We start from the raw sequence: 20,143 nt of genomic DNA, 5'->3' as shown, positions 1-20,143 counted from the left end.
CCCTACTGCGCGCTGTCCGCCAGTTCGGCGACTCCGGTGATCCGGTGCAGGGCGAAGGTGCGGACCTCGTCGCTGAGGTGGTCGTAGGCCGTGACGTAGCCGCCCTCGACCTTCACCGGGTCGATCACCCGCTGCGAGGAGAGGCCCTCGGCGTTCACGTAGCCGATCCACATCCGCTCGCCGAGCAGCACTGCGGTCTGCAGGGCGGCCAGGGTGTCCGCGGCGGCGGTGCGCGGGAGCTGGCGCAGGTCGCTGCGGGCCGGGCCGCTCTGCGGCCGGTGGGCGGCGGGTCCTGTGACGGTCTCCCGGCGGACGGCGGTGGCGGCCCGGTCGCCCGCCCGGACGGCCTTCACGGCGGCGGTGAGCAGCACCCGGTCGGGCTCCGGCGGTCCGTCGGGGACGGGCGTGGGGGCGGTCCGCGGCGGGGTGCGGCGGCTGTCGGGGTGGGTCAGCAGCACGTCGCCCTCGGCGGATTCGGCGGCCGGGGCGTACCCCATCGACCTGAGCACCGAGAGCAGCGTCTCGGGCCCGGCCTGGGAGGCCAGCACGGTCGGGGCGAGCATCCGCAGCCGCAGCTCGACCGCGCGCCGGTCGGCCAGCACCTCGGCCAGCAGCCCGGGGTCGTCGCAGCGCAGGTACGAGGAGGCCGCGCCGACCCGGAGCACGCCGTGCCGCCGTGCCACGTCGTCGATCAGGTAGCTGAGCGGCTGCGGGACGGGGGTGCGGGAGTGCTGGGCCAGGAAGGAGTGCAGGTCGGCGGCGGACCGCCCGGCGTCCAGTGCGCGGCGGATCGAGCCGGTGGTGAACCGGTAGACCGTCGCGCCGCCCTTGGACTCGATGTCCGCGCAGAGCGCCAGCGCCTGGGACAGCGGGGTGAGCAGCGGGCCCGGGGCGATCGCGGTCAGGTCCGGCTGGAGGATCACGTGGTCCAGCGGCTGCGGGAGCAGCGGGTCCAGCACGGTGGCCGGATCGGCGTGGCCGAGCAGCGCCCGGGCCGGTGCGCCGAGGGCGCCCCGGCCGGTGATGCCGAGCAGCTCGGCCTCGTGCAGGGTCCAGTCGACCAGGTGGTCGCGGAAGTCCCGGCCGTCCGCCCCCACCGGGCCGCCCCGGAGCGGGCGTTGCCAGCGGATCAGCGGCAGCAGTGTCGCGGCGTCCGCCACACCGCCGGCCGGCAGGCCGGCCAGGGCATCGAGGGTCGCGCGGCGTACGGACGGTGCCAGGGTGCGGTCCAGCTCGGGGCCGAGCGGGGCGCGGGTCTTGCCCTTGCCGTCCGGGGTGCCGGTCAGCCCGGCCACCCGGGTGGCGGCCAGCCAGCTGCGGGCCAGCAGCGACCAGCGGTCGGCGGTCGCCTGCTGGAGCCAGTGGTCGTACGCGGGGGTGGGCGCCCACCGTTCGTCGGTCTCCCCGTCCGGCGCCAACAGCCCTGAGGTGTAGGCGAGTTCGAGCCAGAAGGCGGCGGTCGTCTCGCCGCACTCCAGGACCAGCGCGGCCCGCTTGAGGTCCCGTACGCCCAGGCCGCCGGCCCGCAGGGTGGGCGGGGGCTGCAGGCCCCAGGCCTCCAGCAGTTCCTCGATGGTGCGGACGGCGGTGTACGCCTGTCCGGCCGCCGCGTTGTCCACAGCCTGTGGATCGCGCTCGAGGGTCGGCGTGATCGCGGGCGGGGTCGGCTCGACCGTACGGTGGCTCCGCTCGCCGCGCAGGTGCAGCGCCAACTCCCTTGGAATCACTACCGATCCGGCGCTGGAGGGGAGCAGCAGTCCGCGCGCGAGCAGCCACTCGACCGGGCTGCGGGCCTCGTCCACAGTCACCGGCCTGGCCGCGTCCGGGACGGTGCCGGTCGGCGGTCCCCAGACCAGCTTCTCCAGCAGGGCGAGCGCCGGGGCGGGCGCCTCGGCCAGCAGGGCGGCGCAGCGCTTGCGGTCCTGCAGCAGCTTGCCGAGCGCGGCCACGGCGGTCACCGGGTCGGCGGTGGGGGCCAGCCCGGCGCCGGCGATCAGCTGCTGGATCCGGGCCGGTGACATCCCGAGGGTCGCCTCGGCCAGGGTCGGGCCGAGCCCGGTCCGACCGGGGTTGGCGGCGGTCGGGGCGAGCGCCTCGCGGACCGCGATCACCAGCCGGAGCGCCGAGTCGGGGCCCCAGAGCAGCACCTGGGAGCGGAGCGTGGCGATCGCGGCGGGCAGCGCGGCCGCGACGGCAGCCCGGTCGGCCGGGGCCGCGGCGGTGTGCGGCTTCACCCGGGCGGGGCCGCCCAGCAGGTTGCGCACCACGGTGTCGGCGCAGCCGTCGGGGGCGGCGGCCAGCGCCTCGGCGGTCTGCAGGGTGAAACGGTCCAGTCGCTCCAGCGCCCGGAGGCTGGAGGCGCGACTGGAGAGCCGGGCGGCCAGCTGGGTGAGATCGCTCGGCACCGGGTTCAGCAGGTCGGGGCGGGCATGCAGCAGGTCGGCCAGCGAGTTGTCGTCGCGGGCGCGGAGCTCCTCGGCGAGCGTCCGGGGTACGGCGGCCTTCGCCGGGCGGGGCTCGCTCTGCTGACTGGTCATCCGACCCAGATTACGGCACCCACGCAAACAAGCCATGGCCTTGGCAGGAGCTTCGGCGTCCACGGTCCGGGTGGGAAACCGTTGGCGACTCCGGGACGGCGGATGACAGGGTGCGCTGCATGACGCCGCAGTATCAGATCCGCGCCGACCACGACGCCCGTACCGTCGTGGTCTACCAGGCGTACTCGCCCGCGATTGCTGACGCCGCACTGCGGGCGGGGCACTTCGTCACGCCGTTCTCGTTCCAGCGGATGACGTGGATCAAGCCCTCGTTCCAGTGGCTGATGCACCGCAGCAACTGGGCCCGCAAGCCGGGGCAGGAGCGTGTCCTCGCCGTGCGGATGACCCGGGAAGGCTGGGAGCAGGCGCTGTCCCAGGCCGTACTGACGACCGCGAGCCCGGAGGCAGTGGCCCAGGCTGCCGTGCACCTTCAGTGGGACCCCGAGCGCTCGGTGCGTGGAGCGGCTCTGAACCACTACAGCATCCAGATCGGCATCGGCCGCCACCTGATCCGCACGTTCGCCGAGGACTGGGTCGTCAGCCTCACCGACCTCACCCCGCAGGTCCACAAGGCCGCGGCGCTGGTCCGGAACGGACGCGCCGCCCAGGCCCAGCGACTTCTGCCCGCAGAGCGCGTCTACCCGCTGAGCCGGAGCCTGGAAGAGCACCTGTCGCCGAAGTAGGTCCCGGCCGACCGGCAAGTCAGCGGCGGCCGGTGGACAGGATGACGAGGAACTGGCCGCCGCCCGCCTCGATGTCGGCGGTCACCGGCAGCCCCGGTACCAGGCGGGAGAACCGGTCCACCAGCCAGTCCGCCGCCTCCTGGGCGTCCTTCCTGGTCGGACAGCGGCCCACCATCTCGCGGCCGCCCTTGCGCTCCAGCCTTCCGGCCACGGTGATCAGCGGCGCGGGTTCGACCACGTACAGGCGCTCCGGCCAGGCGATGACCACCTTGACCGCGCCCTTGCGGGTGTTGCACCCGCGGTGCGCGAGCCGCTCGGCGATCTTGGCCTTCCGGTCGGCGGTCCGGCTGTCGACGCTGGGCCCCCGCGGGTCGTTCACCGACTCGTCGGGGTCGACCGGTTCGTCGCACACCCAGCAGCGCCAGCCATCGCGCTCGGCCACATCATCAAGGAGACTCACCCGAGCAAACTAGCACCGGCCGGCACCCCTGCCTGAGGAGGGCGTGCAGCGGGGGCGTGGGGGCGCGAAGGGGGTCGTGCCGGGGGGTGGAAGTGGGTAGCGTCCGTGGTGAGGCGAGGGGTGGGGCATGGCGGACGGCGAGTGGTGGCGGGTGGACGGGCCGTGGCGGGTGCTGGGGCGGAAGTCCGAGGAGGCGTCGGCCGAGGTGACGGAGTCGGTGTACGCGCCGGAGACGCCGGTGGAGCGGGCCGAGGTCCCGCCGGAGGGGGCGTGGCTGATCGCCCGGGCGGCGCCGAGCCGGCCGCTGACGGCCGCCGACTTCCCGGGGTGGGACAGCGTCACCTTCGACTTCCCGGTGGCCGAGCCGGAGACCGCCGCCGGGCAGCTGCCGGAGCAGCGCACGGAGGAGGCGGTGGAGGAGGAGGCGGAGCCGCCGCCGGGAGAGCAGGGCCGCTCGTTCCTGACGGGTCGTCGCCCCTCGCCGCTGGTGCTGCTGGCGGTCGTGGTGCTGCTGGCGGGTGCGGGCACCGGCCAGCTGCTCGCGCTGCTGGCGGGCTGGGCGCTGGCGTACGTGTCCCGGCTGGGTGACCTGACCAGGAAGTTCGCCGTGCTGGTGGTGCCGTTGGGCACGCTGACCGGTACGGCGATCTGGCAGTGGGGCCGGGCGCAGGGCAGGTGGGGCTCCCCGGCCGGGCCGGCCGACCAGCTGGGGCAGCAGGTCTGGGACGGTGCGCCCGGGGCGCTGCGGCTGGCGGCGGTGCTCTCGGCACTGTTCCTGCTCGTGGTGACACTGCGTCGGCGCAAGGCGGTCGTTGAGGGCTGAGGTCAGGCGCCCAGGAAGTGCTGCAGCTCGGCCAGGATCTGGTTGGCCCCGGTGTAGCCGATGCCCTCGAACCAGAGCTGGTCGTCCACCGGGAAGGCCCGGTGCGCCTGGACGGCGCCGAGCGCCTGCCAGCCGGGGCCGGCCAGCACCGCGTCGGTGCCGGCCTTGGCGGGGTCGCCGTACGTCGAGTAGAAGAGGAAGTCCCCGTCGGCCTCGGCGATCCGGTCGGGCGGCACCTCGACGGCGAACCGGTCGACGTTCTGCGGGGCGGGCCGTCCGAGCTGGAGGTCGGCCAGCAGGGTGCCGATGAAGTTCTGCTTCCCGTACAGCCGGACGGTCGGGGACCCCTCGACGAACCGGACCACGCTGATCCGCCTGCCGCCCGAACCGGCGTTGCCGATCGCCTGGGTGGCCCGGCCGACGTGCCGGTCGTACTCGGCGGCGGTGACGGCGCCCTGGGCCCGGCGGCCGAGGGCCTGGGCGTGCAGCTGGAAGTTTTCCTTCCAGGGGAAGCCGGTGGTCCGGGTCAGCACGGTGGGGGCGATCGCCCGCAGGGCGTCGTAGTACGCGCCGTCCCGGGTCTGGTTGCCGAGGATCAGTTCGGGGTCGAGGGCGGCGATCCGGGCCGTGTCCGGGCTGCCGATGTCGCCGATCTGGGTGATCCGGTCCCGCCAGGCGGCCGGCCAGTAGTCCGGAAGCCCCTGGTCGGCGGGGGCCCGGGCGGCGCCGACCGGGGGGATGCCCAGGGTGATGGCGGAGTCCAGCTCGGCGGTGTCCAGCACCACCACCCGGACCGGCGCGCCCGGCACCTCGACCTCGCCCGTGGCGGCGGTCACCGTGACGTTCGGCACCGGCGCTGGGCTGGGCGTCTCGGTGCCGGTCGGCAGGTCGGGGACGGCCGGGGTAACGGGCGAGCTGGTGCAGCCGGCCAGCAGGGACGCCCCCAGCCCGGCCAGGGCGGTACGGCGGGAGAGTTGACGTGGCATCGGCACCTCGGACGGCTCGACAGTACGAGAGATGTCGATTATGTCCGAGTTGTCTGCTGACGTACGGTCAGCCCGCCCAGGGCGCGCCCGGGATCGTCGGCGGCGTCCCGGCCGCCCCCACGCCGGACCGGCAGATTCCGCCCCCTTCTAGGGTGGGGGTCATGTCTCTCACCGTGGGCTTCGACCTCGACATGACCCTGCTCGACACCCGGCCCGGCATCCAGGCCACCTATGACGCGCTGTCAGCTGCCACCGGTGTGCCGATCGACAGCGCGCTGGCCGTCACCCGGCTCGGGCCGCCGCTCGCCCAGGAGATCGGGCAGTGGTTCCCGGCCGAGGCGGTGGCGGGGATGGTGGACCTGTACCGAACGCTCTACCGCGAGCACGCGCTGCCCGGCACGCTGGTCCTGCCCGGCGCGGTCGAGTCACTGGCCGCCGTCCGGGCCCACGGCGGCCGGGTCGCAGTGATCACCGGCAAGTACGAGTCCAACGCCCGCCTCCAGCTCGACCACGTCGGCCTGGCCACGGACATCCTGGTCGGCGACACCTGGGCCGAGTCGAAGGGCGACGCCCTGCGGCTGCACGACGCCACGGTCTACGTCGGGGACCACCTCGGCGACATCGTCGGGGCCCGGGCCGCGGACGCGGTCGCGGTGGGCGTGACCACGGGGCCGTACGGCGCCGCCGCACTGTACGAGGCCGGTGCGGACGTGGTCCTTCCGGACCTCACCGCGTTCCCCGCCTGGCTGGCTGCCCACCTCGCCTAAGTTCCCCGAGCCCCTGATGGCTGACGCCGGAGCGCGGCTAGACCTGGTTGGTCCTGCGGGCCGACTGGAAGAGGCCGGTCAGCGCGGTCAGGAGGCCGAGGGGCATGACCATCGAGACCCAGTAGGCGATCGGCGGGAACCGGGGCAGGTCGAGGAAGAGTGGGACGAACGTCACCACGGTGGCCACCGCCCCGACCAGGAAGACGATCGCACCGGCTCGGACGAGGCCGTCGCCGCGGTCGGTGGTGTTGCTGCTGCTCACGGGGACTCCTCGACGACGTGGCCCGGGACGGGTCAAGTGTGGCAGCCCGCCGCCCCCGTCGATCGGCGGGGGCGATATCGGCCCAGACGCTCAGGTCTCACAGCCGGCTCTCAGGCAACCTTGAGGGAGGCGGGTGGACCGCGCGGGCCGAGCAGGGGCGAACCAACACATGGGTCTGACGAGTCACAAGGTGCTCGCACTGTCGGCGCTGGTCTCGGTGCTGACGGTGGCCGCGACGGTCTGGCTCTGGCCCCGGCTGGCGGAGCGGAGCTGGGCGACGGTGTTCGGCCGGCTCGGCACCATCCTGGCCACCCAGCTCGCCGTGATGTGCACCGTCGGGCTGGTCGCCAACAACTACTTCGCCTTCTACAGCAGCTGGGCCGACCTGATCGGGAGCAACGACGACGGCCCGGTGGTGATCCAGAGTCAGCTCGCGGACGGCCGCAAGGGCGCCGTGGTCCAGACGATCTCGAACGAGAACGTCCGGGGCGCCAACACGGTCGGCCGGGAGCCCGCAGTGGTCGGCAAGCTGGAGAAGATCCGGATCCCCGGCGCGGCCACCGGTCTGGCCACCGAGGGGTACGTCTACCTGCCGCCGCAGTACTTCCAGCCGGAGTTCAAGGACCGGAAGTTCCCGGCCGCGATCGCCATCACCGGCTTTCCCGGTGACGCGAAGAACCTGATCACCAAGCTGAACTACCCCTCCACCGAGCTGTCGCTGATCAACGAGGGCAGGACCAAGCCGTACGTCCTGGTGCTGATGCGGCCGTCGCCTGCCATGCCCCGGGACACCGAGTGCGAGGACATCCCGGGCGGCCCGCAGTCCGAGACGTACTTCGCCCAGGACGTGCCGCAGACCATCCGGGACTCCTACCGGGTCGCCTCGGGCCCGGGCAGCTGGGGCGTCATCGGCAACTCCACCGGCGGGTACTGCGCGCTCAAGCTGGCCATGAAGCACCCGGACGTGTTCGCCGCCGGGGTCTCGCTGTCCGGCTACTACCGGGCCGCCGAGGACCCGACCACCGGCGACCTGTTCGGCGGCAGCCAGGACCGCCGCAACCAGGCCGACCTGGACTGGCGGCTGGCCAACCTGCCGAAGCCGGCGGTCTCGCTGCTGGTCGGCGGCAGCAGGGAGGGTGACGGGGACTACTACGCGTCCACCCAGAAGTTCGCCGCGGCCGCCAAGGGCAGCGACACCAAGGTCTCCTCGATCACCCTGGAGACCGGCGGTCACAACTTCAACACCTGGAGCCGGATGCTCCCGGCTTCGCTCGGCTGGCTCGGCGACAAGCTGAACGCCCCCGCCTGAGCCGCACTCTCCCGACCTGCGCCGACCGGGGGTTCGTCACAGCGCGCAGTTCCTCGGGGACGGAAAGTTTCGGCCCGCAGGTGGTCAGGGTATGCAGCCTTCGCACGGGGCCGTCCGGTTGCCCCGCCGTCCTGATCGGGGGTGTCGTCAGTGCCGAGCGCTCAGCCGCTGCCTGGCCGCGCCAGGCCCTGGTCGGGCAGTGCCAGGTGCGTCAGAACGCCGTACGAGAAACCGGCTGCGTGCCGGTGAGGCACTGACGGATCATTAGGCTGCTGACCCCGAGCCCGACCTGACGCCCCAGCGCGGTCGGCTCGTCATCCACCCCGGTGATCCCCGGCCCACGGCCGGGGTCTCCCCGCACCCACACGAGGACTTTTCGAGATGCCCACCGGCCAGGTCAAGTGGTTCAACGAGACGAAGGGCTTCGGCTTCCTGTCGCGCGACGACGGCGGCGACGTCTTCGTGCACACCAAGGCACTGCCCGCCGGGGTGACCGCGCTCCGGCCGGGGCAGCGGGTCGAGTTCGGCGTGGTGGCCGGGCACCGGGGTGACCAGGCGATGTCGGTCACCCTGCTGGAGGCGCTGCCCTCGGTGGCCGCCGCCCAGCGCAAGAGCGCGGACGACATGGCCCCGATCGTGCAGGACCTGATCACCATGCTGGACGCGGTGCTTCCCGGCCTCCAGCACGGCCGCTACCCGGCCAAGCCGACCGGAGAGAAGCTGGCCGGCCTGCTCCGCGCGGTGGCCGACCAGTTCGACGTCTGAGGCGGCTCAGGCGGTTGACCAGCCCTCAGAACTCCAGCGCACCCGGGCCGATGGCGGGCACCAGCCCCTCGGCGGCGGCCCGGGTGAGCAGGCCGCGGACGGCGGCGTAGCCGGCCTCGCCCAGGTCGGCGGTGAACTCGTTGACGTACAGGCCGATGTGCTGGTCCGCCACCGCCGGGTCCATCTCCTGCGCGTGCGCCAGCACGTACTTCCGGGAGGCCTCGGGGTCGTCCCAGGCCATCCTGACCGAGCTGCGGATGGTGGCCGCCAGCTCGTCCAGCCGCTCGCGGCCGAGCGACCTGCGGGCCACGATGGCGCCGAGCGGGATCGGCAGGCCGGTCTCCTGCTCCCAGGCCTCGCCCATGTCGGCGAGCCGGTGCAGGCCGTACTGCTGGTAGGTGAAGCGGGCCTCGTGGATCACCAGCCCGGCATCCACCCGGCCGTCCCGGACGGCGGGCATGATCTCGTGGAACGGCAGCACCACGATCTCGCCGAAGCCGCCGGGCACCGCGTTCGCCGCCCAGAGCCGGAACAGCAGGTAGGCGGTGGAGCGCTCGCTCGGCACCGCGACCGTACGGCCGGTCAGACCGGCTGCCTCGCCCGCCTCCCGGGTCAGCACCAGCGGGCCGCAGCCCCGGCCCAGCGCGCCGCCGCAGGGCAGCAGCGCGTACTCGTCCAGCACCCAGGGCAGCTGGCCGTAGCTGATCTTCAGCAGGTCCAGCTCCCCGCGTTCGGCGAGGCCGTTGGTGATGTCGATGTCCGCGAAGGTCACCTCGGGCGCCTCGGCGCCCGGCACCAGACCGTGTGCCCAGGCGTGGAAGACGAAGGTGTCGTTCGGGCAGGGGGAGTAGGCGACCTGCAGGGTCATCGGGCGACCTCCTGGATCAGCTCCCGGTAGGGGAGCAGAACGAACGCTCGCTCCAGCGACCCCAGTGCCTCGCCGATCCGCCAGGCCGCCCGGTCCCGGGGGCCCACCGGGTTGGAGACGGTGCGCAGCTCCAGCATCGGTACGCCGTACCGCTCCGCCGCCTGCGCCACTCCGTAGCCCTCCATCGCCTCCGCGACCGCGTGCGGGTGGCGGGCCGTCAGCTCGGCCGCCCGCTCGGCGCTGCCGGTCACGGTGGAGACCGTCAGCACGGTGCCGGTGGCGGCGTCCAGCGCGTCGGCGGCCAGCCGGACGGCGCCGGACGGCGGGGTGAACCTGATCCGGCCGAAGCCGAGCTCGGTCACGTCCCGGAAGCCGTCGGGGGTCTGCGCGCCCAGGTCGGCGACCACGATCTCCTCGGCCAGCACGATCGCCGCGATCGGTGCCCGGGGGACGAAGCCACCGGCGATCCCGGCCGAGATCACCAGGTCGTACGGGTGCTCCGCCAGCACGGCGGCCACCGAGACGGCGGCCGCCGTCGGGCCGACCCCGGCCACCAGGACGTCCACCTCGGTGCCCGAGGCGTGCTCACTGCGGCGCAGCTCACCGACGTCCAGCGGCACCGGCCGGGCGCCGTCCCGCAGCCCGCGCAGCACCGCCTCGGCCTCCGCCTGAACGGCAACGGCGACGAGCAGCCGGGGGGTACCCGGCCGCGCGTCGCCGCCTGGGGGCCGTGTCACCCCTACTGCTCCTGCTGCTGCTGCGGCTGCTGCGCGGCCGGCTGCTCGCCGACGGCGTCCTTGTTCTTGAGCTGGAAGTACCAGACGCCGATGATGTCGCCGGTCTTCTCGTTCGCCTCGACCACGGTCACCTTGGTCTTCTCGGTGGCGGCCAGCAGGCCCGAGGCCGGGAGGAGACCGGAGAAGGTCGAACCGGTACGGGTCGCGGCCAGGGTGGCGCGCTGCTGCTGCCCACCGTCGGTGAAGGCGAACCAGCCCTTCTCGGCCACCTTCGGGTCGACGCCGACGCCGACCTTGTCGGCGGTGGTCACGTCGAGGCTGGGCAGGGTGCCCTTCTCGAACGCCTCGGCGGCGCTCTTCTGGCAGGCCGCCTGGGCTGCCTCGTCCAGCGGCTTGCCGTCGTTGTAGCAGGACTTGCCGAACGGCTCGGAGTGGATGGAGGAGGTGCCGACCACCAGGGTGGCCAGCTTTCCCTTCGGTGCGTCCTCGCCACTGGCGATCGCAACGGAGGCGCCGACCGTGACGGCGCCGATCACGACAACGGCGCCGACGGCGGCGATGACACGGGTGCTGAGGCTCATGGGCTAGAGGCTACCGGCCTGACCCGATCAGCAAACTCCGGGGTCGCCCGAATGCCCTAGGGAGTTGGCTGGGCAGTCCGGGGCACCCGGTGCGGGCCGAGCCGGACCAGCGCCCAGACCGTCCAGACCAGCGGGATCAGGAGCAGCCCGGTCGCCGTCCACAGCCCGAGCGAGCCGTCCAGCGGCAGGGTGATCCCCAGCGCGCCGCCGGCCACCCAGCAGAGCTGGAGCAGCGTCTCGGACCGGGCGAAGGCGGAGGTCCTGACCGCCTCCGGCACGTCCCGCTGGATCAGCGCGTCCAGCGCCAGCTTCCCCAGCGAGGCCGCCGCCCCGGCCGCCGCCGCGACCAGACCCACCGTCAGCAGCCCGTACCAGAGCGCAGCCGCCCCGGCCGCGACCGTGGCGACCAGCAGGCTGGCGGTGACGATCACCTCGGAGCTCCGGGTCCGCAGCCAGGAACCGAGGATCGAACCGAGCGCGTTGCCGCCGCCCGCGCAGGCCGCCACCACCCCGATCGTCACGGTCGGCTGCAGCCCGCCGACCGGGTCGTCCCGGAGCAGGAAGGCCAGGAACATCACCAGGAAGCCGACCAGCGCCCGCAGCGAGGCCACCGCCCGGAGGGCGAGGATCACCGAGGGGCCGACCGTCCGCAGCCGGGCTTTGTCCGGCCTGCGGCGGTGCTCCTCGCCGGTCAGGTGCTCCTCGGAGTGCAGCACGGCCCGCTGCTCGCCCTTCGCGGAGTCCACCTTGTGCGGCAGGTGAAAAGCCATCAGGGTGCCCACCACGAAGACCAGGAAGGCCCCGCGCAGCGGCCAGGCGGGCCCGATCAGATGGAGCAGGCCACCTACCCCGGCGGCCACCATGCCGGCCAGCAGACCGGCCAGCGTGACCCGGGAGTTGGCCTTCACCAGGGAGAGCCGGGGGGGCAGCAGCCGGGGCACCACGACGCTGCGCACCACCCCGTACGCCTTGGAGGCGACCAGTACCCCGAGCGCGGCGGGATAGAGCGTCAGCCCGCCGTTGATCACCGGACCGGCCATGGTCCACGCCAGGACCGCGCGGGCCAGCATCGAGATCGCTATCGCGGACCGGCGGCCCTGCGGCATCCGGTCGAGCAGCGGGCCGATCACCGGGGCGAGCAGCGCGAACGGCGCCATGGTGACCAGCAGGTAGAGCGCGACCCGTCCGCGGGCCTCGCCGGTGGGGACCGAGAAGAAGACGGTGGAGGCCAGCGCGATCGTGATCAGCATGTCGCCGAACGAGTTCAGCGCGTGCAGTTCGATCAACTTGGCGAGGCCGGATTCACCGGCGCCCTCGGCCGCGGTGGCGCGGCGGATCCGCCGGCCGGTGCCGTGCACCACGCGGCCGGTGCGCAGGCCGGCCGAGGAGGCACCGCGTACCAACAGGTTCCGGCGGGGCGGCGTCGGTCCACCCACCGGCGGCGGCCCGCTGTCGCTCGCCGAGGGGACGGGGTTGGGCAGTCGTGGCGCCGGTGCCGACGGGCCGGGTTGCTCCGGGCCCTCGGCTTCGGGCCGCGACGGGATCTCGTCCGCCACGTAGCCAATCCTGCCCGAGATTCGCCCGGACAACGCGGGGGATCTCCATGATCACCACGACTTGACCTGACCCGCCTCCAAGCCGGACTGTCCCGGGTGGCCGACCGGCGGGTAGCCTGCACTACGCGCGTGCACTGCCCAGCGGGCGGCGCGGCCGGTCAGCGGACAGGCGCAGGTACCGCAGAATGATAAGAGAGACGGTGCCCACCGGACCGGAGCTCCTGGCAGGACCGCGCGGGTCCAGCAGCTGACGGACCGTGGGCAAATGGGCCGCAGGCTACAGAACTTGGGAGAGAATCGACGCCGTGAGTGCTGCGATGCGAAGCCGTACCCCCGACCGGCTCTGTGCCGAGGCCGTCGAGATCGCCCGTCAGGCCGCCGCCGAGGCGGTCGGCCCGGAGGCCGTAGGGGCGCACCTCGGTGTCCGCGCCGACGGCGAGCGGGTCGTCACCCATACGTTCGAGTGCCTGGACGCGGCCTACCGCGGCTGGCACTGGGCCGTGACGGTGGCCCGCGCGCCCCGGGCGAAGAACGTCACGCTGGACGAGACGGTGCTGCTGCCCGGCCCCGACGCGGTGCTCGCACCGCAGTGGGTGCCGTGGAGCCAGCGCCTGCGTCCCGGTGACATGGGCCCCGGCGACCTGCTGCCCACCGACGCGGACGACCTCCGGCTGGAGCCGGGCTGGTCCGGCGAGGACGAGCCCGCCCCGAACTCGGTGGCGGCCCTGGACGACACCGAGGACCTGGTCGTCGCCGACCCCGACCTCCAGCCCAGCCCGGCCCGGGCCCAGATCAGCGCCGTCGCCGGGGAGCTCGGCCTCGGCCGCCCCCGGGTGCTGTCCCGGATCGGCCTGCACCTGGCCGCCGACCGCTGGGAGACCGCACACGGTCCGCAGACGCCGATGGCCCAGGCGGCCCCGGCCAACTGCGACACCTGCGGCTTCCTGATCCCGATCGGCGGCTCGCTCGGACAGGCCTTCGGCATCTGCGGCAACGAGTTCGGCCCGGCCGACGGCCAGGTCGTCTCCTTCGCCTACGGCTGCGGCGGCCACTCCGAGGCGGCGGTCATCCCGGCCCCGCCGGCCCCGTCCGAGCTGATCCTCGACGAGCTGGAGATCGAGCCGATGCAGCTCCACCCCGACCGCACCAGCGGCTCCGTCGAACCCGACGCCCCGGCCGAGGAGCTCGGGCACTCCTAGGTGGGTGCACCACCAGGGGCTCGGGGAACTGCGACGCCGACCTCGTGCAAGGTGATCCGTACGTGGGCGGTCAGGCACTTTCGCAGTGACCCGAGCGCCAGATCTCCTCGCAGTTCCCCGAGCCCCTGACCGTAGATGCTTGAGCGCTTGCCCAGCGCAGCGCCGAGCCCCTGCGCGGAGTCGCGGTCCGGGCAGGGGAGAATGCCCCCGTACGGCAGGGCCAGGGTGGCGGCGGAAGGCGGCAGTGCAGTGGAGCCTCGGATCATCGGTGGCAGCAGTGACGAGCAGGTGGCCGACCCCTTCGACACGGCCGGTCTGCGGCGTCGGGTCCTGGATGCCTGGACGGCCGCCCCGGCCCGCTTCCGGGAGGACGCGAACGCCGAGGAGGAGCTCGCCCTCGGCGGCTACCGCGACCGCCTGATCGTCGAGTTGGCGCAGAACGCCGCCGACGCGGCGGCCCGCACCGGCACCGGCCCCGGCCGCCTGCGGCTGACCCTGCGGGACGGCGTGCTGGCCGCCGCCAACACCGGCGCCGCGCTGGACGAGGCGGCCGTCGAGTCGCTGGCCACGCTGCGTGCCTCCTCCAAGCGCACCGACGAGGCCCGCACCGTCGGCCGCTTCGGCGTCGGCTTCGCCGCGGTGCTCGCGGTCACCGACGAACCGGCCGTGCTCTCGGCCCACGGCGGGGTCCGCTGGTCGCTGACCGAGGCTCAGGCGCTCACCGAGGAGCGGCCCCAGCTGGCCGAGGAGCTGCGCCGCCGGGAAGGCCATGTGCCGCTGCTGCGGCTGCCGTTCCCGGCCGAGGGTGCCGCGCCGGCCGGCTACGACACCGTGGTGGTGCTCCCGCTCCGGGACACCGCCGCCGAGGACCTGACCCGCCGTCTGCTGACCGGGATCGACGACGCGCTGCTGCTCACCCTGCCGGGCCTGGCCGAGGTCACGGTCGAGACGCCCGACGGCGTCCGGACCCTGACCCGTTCGGCGGATCCGGCGCCCGCCGAGGGGATCACCACGGTCACCCTCACCGACGGGGACCGCAGCACCAGTTGGCAGACCGTCACCCGGAGCGGCAGCACCGCGCCCGAGCTGCTGGCCGACCGGCCGACCGAGGAACGCGCCCGCCCGTACTGGTCGGTGACCTGGGCGGTGCCGGTCTCGGAGGACGGCACCCCGCAGCCGCTGCGCACCGACCCGGTGGTGCACGCCCCGACGCCGAGCGACGAACCGCTGGGCGTACCGGCCCTGTTGATCGCCGGGTACCCGCTGGACCCGACCCGCCGTCATGTCGCGCCGGGCCCGCTCACCGACTTCCTGACCGAGCGCGCGGCGGACGCGTACGCCGACCTGCTGCGGGCCAGGGGCGGCGACCTCGGGTCGCTCGGCCTGGTGCCGGGGCCGCTCGGTGACGGCGCGTTGGACAACGCGCTGCGCTCGGCGATCCTGCGCCGGCTGCCCGCCACGCCGTTCCTGCCGCACCCGGCGCCGGTGGAGGAGGGCACCCCCGCACTCCGGCCCAGGGACGCCACGCTGCTCGAAGGCGCCGACCGGGACGTGGTGGCGGCGCTGGCGCCGATCTTCCCCGGCCTGCTGCCGGCCGGCCTGGAGCGCCGTACCGAGCTGCGGGTGCTCGAGGTCCGCCGGGTGCCGCTGGCCGAGGTGGTCGACCAACTCGGCGGCCTGGAGCGGGAACCCGCCTGGTGGCGGAACCTGTACGCGGCGCTCGCGGGCGCCGACCCGGAGTCGCTCGGCGCGCTGCCGGTGCCGCTCGCCGACGGCCGTACGGTGACCGGCCCGCGCCGGGTGCTGCTGCCCTCGGACGCGGCCGACTGGGAGGGCTTCGAGGGCTACCCCGAGTCGCTGGCCGACGCGCTCGGTCTGCTCGACCTGCGGCTGGCCCACCCGGAGGCGGCGCACCCGCTGCTGGCCAAGCTCGGTGCCGGGACCGCCACCCCCGCCGGGGTGCTGGACACCCCGGAGGTGCGGGCGGCGGTGGCCCGTTCGCTGGAGCTCGGGGAGGACGACTTCGACGCCGCCGTCGACCTGGCCGACGCGGTGCTGGGGCTGGTCAAGGCCGCCGGGGCGACCCCCGGTGAGCACCGCTGGCTGGCCCGGCTGGCGCTGCCGGACGACGAGGGCGAGCTGTCCAGGGCCGGTGAGCTGATCCTGCCCGACTCCCCGCTGTCCGCGCTGGCCCGGGACGACGACGCCGGGTACGTGGACGAGGACCTGCTGGAGCGCTGGGGCCCCGAAGTCCTGGCGGCGGCAGGGGCGTTGAGCACCTTCGTGCTGGTCCGCGCCGAGGACGTGGTGCTCGACCCGGACGACCTGGAGCGGCTGGACCCGACCGCGCCCGCCGACCGGGCGGCCGGCGGCCGCCCGACCGGCCTGCTGGACGAGGCCCCGGACGGCCTGGCCGAATGGTGCGAGGACGCGCTGGAGGCCCTGCACGCCGACGACAACGGCGAGTTGGGCGTCCCGCCGGTGGCCGCCGAGCTGCTCGCGGTGCGCGACCTGGACCTGGTGGACGAGGACGCCTGGCCCGAGGCGCTGGCTCTGCTGTCCCGGCCGCCGTACCGGGAGGCGGTGGTCAACCCGGTCCGCACCCTGCTGCCGAACGGCAGTTACGTCGACCTGCCGCCGTACACCGCCTGGTGGCTCCGCGACCACCCGGTGCTGGACGGCAAGGAGCCCGCGGGCCTGCGCGCCGCCGGGGCCGACCCGCTGCTGCGCGGCCTCTACGACGAGGCCCGCACCAATCTGGACGAGACCTTCCTGCACGCCCTCGGGGTACGCACCACGCTGGCCGCGCTGCTCGCCGAACCGCACGGCCCGGACGAGCTGCTGGACCGGCTGACCGACCCGGCCTCAGCTGTGACGCACCGTCAGCTGCACGGTATCCACAGCGCGTTGGCGACCGTCCCGGCCGACCGGGTGGAGGCGTTGGACGTGGTCAGGGCGGTGCCGCCGATGGACCCGGAGACCGGTCGCCGCCCCGACACCACGGTGCTGGTGGACGCCGCCGACGCGGTGGTCGCGGACGCCCCCGACCTGGTCGAGCTGCTGCACCCGTACCCGCTGCTGCCGGTCGCCCCGGAGCTGGCCCCGGAGTTGGCCGAGCGGCTGCACGTCTCGCTGGCCAGTGAGGTGGCCGGCGGCCGGGTGCTCTCCGAGGGAACCCTGCACCGGACCCCCTCGGTGGTACGGGAGTTGCTGCCCGGTTGCCCCGCCGTCTACGAGGAGCACGACGAGCTGCTGGTGGTCGGCCCGGACGGCAACGAGGCGGCGATCGGCTGGCGTTGGGACCGTGCCGCGGCCGCCCCGGAGCTTCCCTACGACCCGGACGGTGCCGAAGCGGCGGACGAGGACGACGAGTTCGACGTCCCGCCGGTCCCCGGCCTGCTGCACGCGGCCACCCCCGAGGGCCTGGCCGCCGGGCTGGCCTGGTCGGTCGGCCAGTGGCACCGCCGGTTCGAGATCCTGGCCGCCCTGGCCGAGCCGGACCGGGCCTACGAGCTGCTGGCGGCCCGGGACTTCGAGCGCTGACCCGCATCGGACACCGGCTGAGTCCACGTCAGCCGGTGTCCCCGTTGCGGCGGACGATCACCGCCCAGACCACCTCGAGCAGCAGCCCGGCCACCAGCGCGATGGCCACCCCGGTCAACGGGTCCCGCAGGCCCTCGAGCGAGAGCTGGAAGAAGTCCGACAGCCACGGCACCAGCAGCACCAGCGCGAACGCCCCGCCCATGGCGGCGATCAGCGCGATCCGCAGCCAGTTGTACGGCCGGGCCACGATCGCCAGCACCCACATCGCCACCAGGAACAGCGTCAGCGTCGCGACGCTGGTGTCCGCCTCCAGGTCGGTCGCGGGGTTGGACCTGGCCAGCATGTACGCGGTGAAGGTGGCCGCACCCGCGATCACCCCGCCGGGGACGGCGAGCCGCAGCACCCGGCGGACGAAGCCCGTCCGGGCCCGCTCGTTGTTGGGGGCCAGCGCCAGGAAGAAGGCGGGGATGCCGATGGTCAGCGAACTGAGCACGGTGGAGTGCCGGGGCAGGAACGGGTACGGCACGTGGGTGATCACCACCAGCAGGGCCAGCAGCACCGAGTAGACCGTCTTCACCAGGAAGAGGTTCGCCACCCGTTCGATGTTGCCGATCACCCGGCGGCCCTCGGCCACCACCGAGGGCAGGGTGGCGAAGCTGTCGTCCAGCAGCACGATCTGGGCCACCGCCCGGGTCGCCTCGCTGCCGGAGCCCATCGCCACGCCGATGTCCGCGTCCTTGAGCGCGAGCACGTCGTTGACGCCGTCGCCGGTCATCGCCACGGTGTGCCCGCGGGACTGCATCGCACCGACCAGTTCGCGCTTCTGCTGCGGCGTCACCCGCCCGAAGACGGTGGTCCGCTCCGCCACCTCGGCCAGCTCCTCGGGGTCGGTGGGCAGCGTCCGGGCGTCCAACGGGAGCTCCGCGCCCGGGAGTCCGAGGTGCGCGGCGACCGCGCCGACCGAGACCGCGCTGTCGCCGGAGATCACCTTCGCCTCGACCTGCTGGCTCTCGAAGTACCGCAGGGTGTCGGCGGCGTCCTCGCGCAGCCGCTGCTGGAGCACCAGCAGCGCCAGCGGCTGGAGGCCGGCGGCCGGGTCGGGGGCGTCGAGCGGTTGCGGGGTCCGGCCCAGCAGCAGGACCCGCAGGCCGCGTGAGCCGAGCTCGTCCACCTCGGCCAGCGCCGGATGACCGGTCGGCAGCAGGACGTCCGGGGCGCCGAGCAGCCAGCTGGCCTCGGTGCCCGCCGGCTCCAGCAGCTGCACGCCGCTCCACTTCCGGGCGGACGAGAACGGCATCGCCTCCAGCACCCGCCAGTGCTCCCCGTCGCCTTGTCCGTTGCCGTAGGCGTCGATCACCGCCTGCATGCTGGGGTTGGGCCGGGAGTCCGCGCCGCCCAGCGCGCCGAGCGCCTGTTGCAGCACCTGCCGGTCGGCGAGCACGTGGTTGGCGAGTGGGGCGTCCGGCCGCAGCTGGCCGTCGGTGCCCCGGCCGTCCGATGTGGCCAGCGGGCGCAGCTCGAGCAGGTCCATGCCGCCCTCGGTGAGGGTGCCGGTCTTGTCCAGGCAGACGGTGTCCACCCGGGCCAGCCCCTCGATCGCGGGCAGCTCCTGCACCAGGCACTGCTTGCGGCCGAGCCGGACCACCCCGATCGCGAAGGCCACCGAGGTGAGCAGCACCAGGCCCTCGGGCACCATCGGCACGATGCCGGCCACCATCCGGCGGACCGCCTCGCGCCAGTCGTTCCTCTCCACCGCGAGCTGACTGATGATCAGGCCGATCGCGGTCGGGATCAGCAGCCAGGTGATGAACTTCAGGATCGCGTCGATGCCGCTCCGCAGCTCCGACCTGACCAGGGTGAACCGGCTGGCCTCCTCGGCCAGCTGCGCGGCGTACGCCTCCCGGCCGACCTTGGTGGCGGTGAACGCGCCGGCGCCGGCGACCACGAAGCTGCCGGACATCACCTGGTCACCGGGCTGCTTGAGCACCGGGTCCGGTTCGCCGGTGAGCAGCGACTCGTCGATCTCCAGACCGTCCGCCTCGGTGACCCGGCCGTCCACGATCACCTTGTCGCCGATGCCGAGCAGCACGGTGTCGTCGAGCACGATGCCGGCCACCGCGACCTGCTGCTCGGTGCCGTCCCGGCGGACCTGCGGCTTGGCCTCGCCGATCAGCGCCAGACCGTCCAGGGTCTTCTTGGCGCGCAGCTCCTGGATGATGCCGATCGCCGTGTTGGCGACGATGACCAGGCCGAACAGTCCGTCCTGGAGCGGTCCGACCACCAGGATGATGCCGAACATGACGCCGATGATCGCGTTGAACCGGGTGAACACGTTGGCCCGGACGATCTCGCGGGTCGACCGGCTGGAGCGGACGGGTACGTCGTTCACCTCGCCGCGCGCCACCCGCTCGGCGACCTCGGCGGCGGTCAGCCCGCCCGGGCGCTCGCGGTGCTCCTGAGGGGAACGGCGGGCGGGCGGGTCGTCGCCGGGCTCGGTCGCCGTGTTCTCCGCAGGGTGAGTCATGGGACCGACTCTAGGTGGGCGATTTGCGTGGTGCGCCCTACCTTGGTCCGATTCAGTCCAACCGCGTGGCGGGGCTCTCGGCCGCGCTCTCCTTACTACGGCGGATCGCGTCCCGGCGGGCCCGGCAGTACCAGAGGCCGATCAGTCCGAGGCCGGCCCCGGCCAGGCAGATCCACGGCCAGCTGCCGTGGCCGTGCTGCTCCAGGCTGCCCTTGAAGGGGAGCAGTACCAGGAAGCCGACGAACCAGAGCACCGTGCCGCCGCCGACGATCGCAACGTCGTTCGCTTCCAGCGGCGGGGGAGAGGGGCGCAGAGCGGTCTTGGCCATGGGCCCCAGCCTACGGGGCGGGGCGCTCGGGACCGTAGTGGTGGGCCGGGGCGAATGATCGAATCTGACCGTAATGGGCTCTTTCTACGCGCGAAGATAGCGCGGGCACGATCGAGGAACTCATACTGAGAATCCGCTACGGCCCTGGTGCGATCCCCCGACTGCCCGGCCGTCGCCCGGCAGTCCCGGCCAGTGACGCTCCGGGTCTCCGCCCT

The 20,143-nt window shown here is 73.8% G+C and carries 17 protein-coding genes; 7 read left to right on the top strand and 10 right to left on the bottom strand.

Features of this window, described 5'->3' with window-relative positions:
* Window positions 1-2: 2 nt before the first annotated feature.
* The gene (locus ACXJMZ_RS14225; RefSeq protein WP_457030386.1) at window positions 3-2,537 is read right to left on the bottom strand and encodes a helicase C-terminal domain-containing protein; all 2,535 of its coding nucleotides are present in this window, start codon (window positions 2,535-2,537) and stop codon (window positions 3-5) included.
* 119 nt (window positions 2,538-2,656) lie between these two features.
* On the opposite strand from ACXJMZ_RS14225, the gene ACXJMZ_RS14220 reads away from it, so the two are divergent.
* On the top strand, window positions 2,657-3,220 hold the full coding sequence (locus ACXJMZ_RS14220) for a DUF4291 domain-containing protein (protein ID WP_457030385.1): 564 nt from the start codon (window positions 2,657-2,659) through the stop codon (window positions 3,218-3,220).
* Window positions 3,221-3,239: 19 nt separating this feature from the next.
* Here the strand turns inward: ACXJMZ_RS14220 and ACXJMZ_RS14215 are convergent, their stop codons facing one another.
* A complete protein-coding gene (locus ACXJMZ_RS14215) occupies window positions 3,240-3,680 on the bottom strand; it encodes a hypothetical protein (RefSeq protein WP_457030384.1) in 441 nt (146 codons plus the stop codon).
* Window positions 3,681-3,807: 127 nt separating this feature from the next.
* On the opposite strand from ACXJMZ_RS14215, the gene ACXJMZ_RS14210 reads away from it, so the two are divergent.
* Window positions 3,808-4,503, top strand: a complete 696-nt coding sequence (locus ACXJMZ_RS14210) for a hypothetical protein (protein WP_457030383.1) — start codon at window positions 3,808-3,810, stop codon at window positions 4,501-4,503.
* Window positions 4,504-4,505: 2 nt separating this feature from the next.
* On the opposite strand, the gene ACXJMZ_RS14205 is transcribed toward ACXJMZ_RS14210, so the two are convergent.
* On the bottom strand, window positions 4,506-5,489 hold the full coding sequence (locus ACXJMZ_RS14205) for an ABC transporter substrate-binding protein (RefSeq protein ID WP_457030382.1): 984 nt from the start codon (window positions 5,487-5,489) through the stop codon (window positions 4,506-4,508).
* 161 nt (window positions 5,490-5,650) lie between these two features.
* Between ACXJMZ_RS14205 and ACXJMZ_RS14200 the strand changes: the two genes are divergently transcribed.
* Window positions 5,651-6,256: an HAD family hydrolase gene (locus ACXJMZ_RS14200; protein WP_457030381.1), complete on the top strand. Its 606-nt coding sequence runs from the start codon at window positions 5,651-5,653 to the stop codon at window positions 6,254-6,256.
* Between the two features lie 37 nt (window positions 6,257-6,293).
* Here the strand turns inward: ACXJMZ_RS14200 and ACXJMZ_RS14195 are convergent, their stop codons facing one another.
* Complete coding sequence (locus ACXJMZ_RS14195; protein WP_457030380.1) at window positions 6,294-6,518, bottom strand: hypothetical protein; 225 nt, start codon at window positions 6,516-6,518, stop codon at window positions 6,294-6,296.
* A gap of 169 nt (window positions 6,519-6,687) precedes the next feature.
* Between ACXJMZ_RS14195 and ACXJMZ_RS14190 the strand changes: the two genes are divergently transcribed.
* Entirely contained in the window at window positions 6,688-7,827 is a 1,140-nt protein-coding gene (locus ACXJMZ_RS14190) for an alpha/beta hydrolase (RefSeq protein WP_457030379.1), read from the top strand.
* Between the two features lie 381 nt (window positions 7,828-8,208).
* Window positions 8,209-8,592, top strand: coding sequence for a cold-shock protein (locus tag ACXJMZ_RS14185; protein ID WP_184915486.1), 384 nt, complete (start codon window positions 8,209-8,211; stop codon window positions 8,590-8,592).
* Window positions 8,593-8,617: 25 nt separating this feature from the next.
* Here the strand turns inward: ACXJMZ_RS14185 and ACXJMZ_RS14180 are convergent, their stop codons facing one another.
* The 4 genes from ACXJMZ_RS14180 to ACXJMZ_RS14165 are packed head-to-tail and all read right to left on the bottom strand — an operon-like array spanning window position 8,618 to window position 12,214.
* The gene (locus tag ACXJMZ_RS14180) at window positions 8,618-9,460 is read right to left on the bottom strand and encodes a 1,4-dihydroxy-6-naphthoate synthase (protein ID WP_457030378.1); all 843 of its coding nucleotides are present in this window, start codon (window positions 9,458-9,460) and stop codon (window positions 8,618-8,620) included.
* On the bottom strand, window positions 9,457-10,197 hold the full coding sequence (locus tag ACXJMZ_RS14175; RefSeq protein ID WP_457030377.1) for a futalosine hydrolase: 741 nt from the start codon (window positions 10,195-10,197) through the stop codon (window positions 9,457-9,459). The genes ACXJMZ_RS14180 and ACXJMZ_RS14175 overlap by 4 nt, the downstream gene beginning before the upstream one ends.
* A gap of 2 nt (window positions 10,198-10,199) precedes the next feature.
* Entirely contained in the window at window positions 10,200-10,778 is a 579-nt protein-coding gene (locus tag ACXJMZ_RS14170) for a hypothetical protein (protein ID WP_457030376.1), read from the bottom strand.
* Between the two features lie 56 nt (window positions 10,779-10,834).
* Window positions 10,835-12,214: an MFS transporter gene (locus ACXJMZ_RS14165; protein ID WP_457030490.1), complete on the bottom strand. Its 1,380-nt coding sequence runs from the start codon at window positions 12,212-12,214 to the stop codon at window positions 10,835-10,837.
* 437 nt (window positions 12,215-12,651) lie between these two features.
* On the opposite strand from ACXJMZ_RS14165, the gene ACXJMZ_RS14160 reads away from it, so the two are divergent.
* Together ACXJMZ_RS14160 and ACXJMZ_RS14155 are read left to right on the top strand one after the other, a co-directional pair.
* The gene (locus ACXJMZ_RS14160; protein ID WP_457030489.1) at window positions 12,652-13,533 is read left to right on the top strand and encodes a DUF3027 domain-containing protein; all 882 of its coding nucleotides are present in this window, start codon (window positions 12,652-12,654) and stop codon (window positions 13,531-13,533) included.
* 249 nt (window positions 13,534-13,782) lie between these two features.
* Window positions 13,783-17,076 (top strand): sacsin N-terminal ATP-binding-like domain-containing protein, encoded by a 3,294-nt coding sequence (locus ACXJMZ_RS14155; RefSeq protein ID WP_457030375.1) that lies wholly within the window; start codon window positions 13,783-13,785, stop codon window positions 17,074-17,076.
* A gap of 28 nt (window positions 17,077-17,104) precedes the next feature.
* Here the strand turns inward: ACXJMZ_RS14155 and ACXJMZ_RS14150 are convergent, their stop codons facing one another.
* Window positions 17,105-19,600, bottom strand: a complete 2,496-nt coding sequence (locus ACXJMZ_RS14150) for an HAD-IC family P-type ATPase (RefSeq protein WP_457030374.1) — start codon at window positions 19,598-19,600, stop codon at window positions 17,105-17,107.
* 52 nt (window positions 19,601-19,652) lie between these two features.
* The gene (locus ACXJMZ_RS14145; RefSeq protein ID WP_457030373.1) at window positions 19,653-19,928 is read right to left on the bottom strand and encodes a DUF2530 domain-containing protein; all 276 of its coding nucleotides are present in this window, start codon (window positions 19,926-19,928) and stop codon (window positions 19,653-19,655) included.
* Between the last annotated feature and the right edge of the window lie 215 nt (window positions 19,929-20,143).

This window comes from Kitasatospora sp. P5_F3, from assembly GCF_054049135.1.
This window is presented reverse-complemented; position numbering and strand designations above follow the sequence as displayed.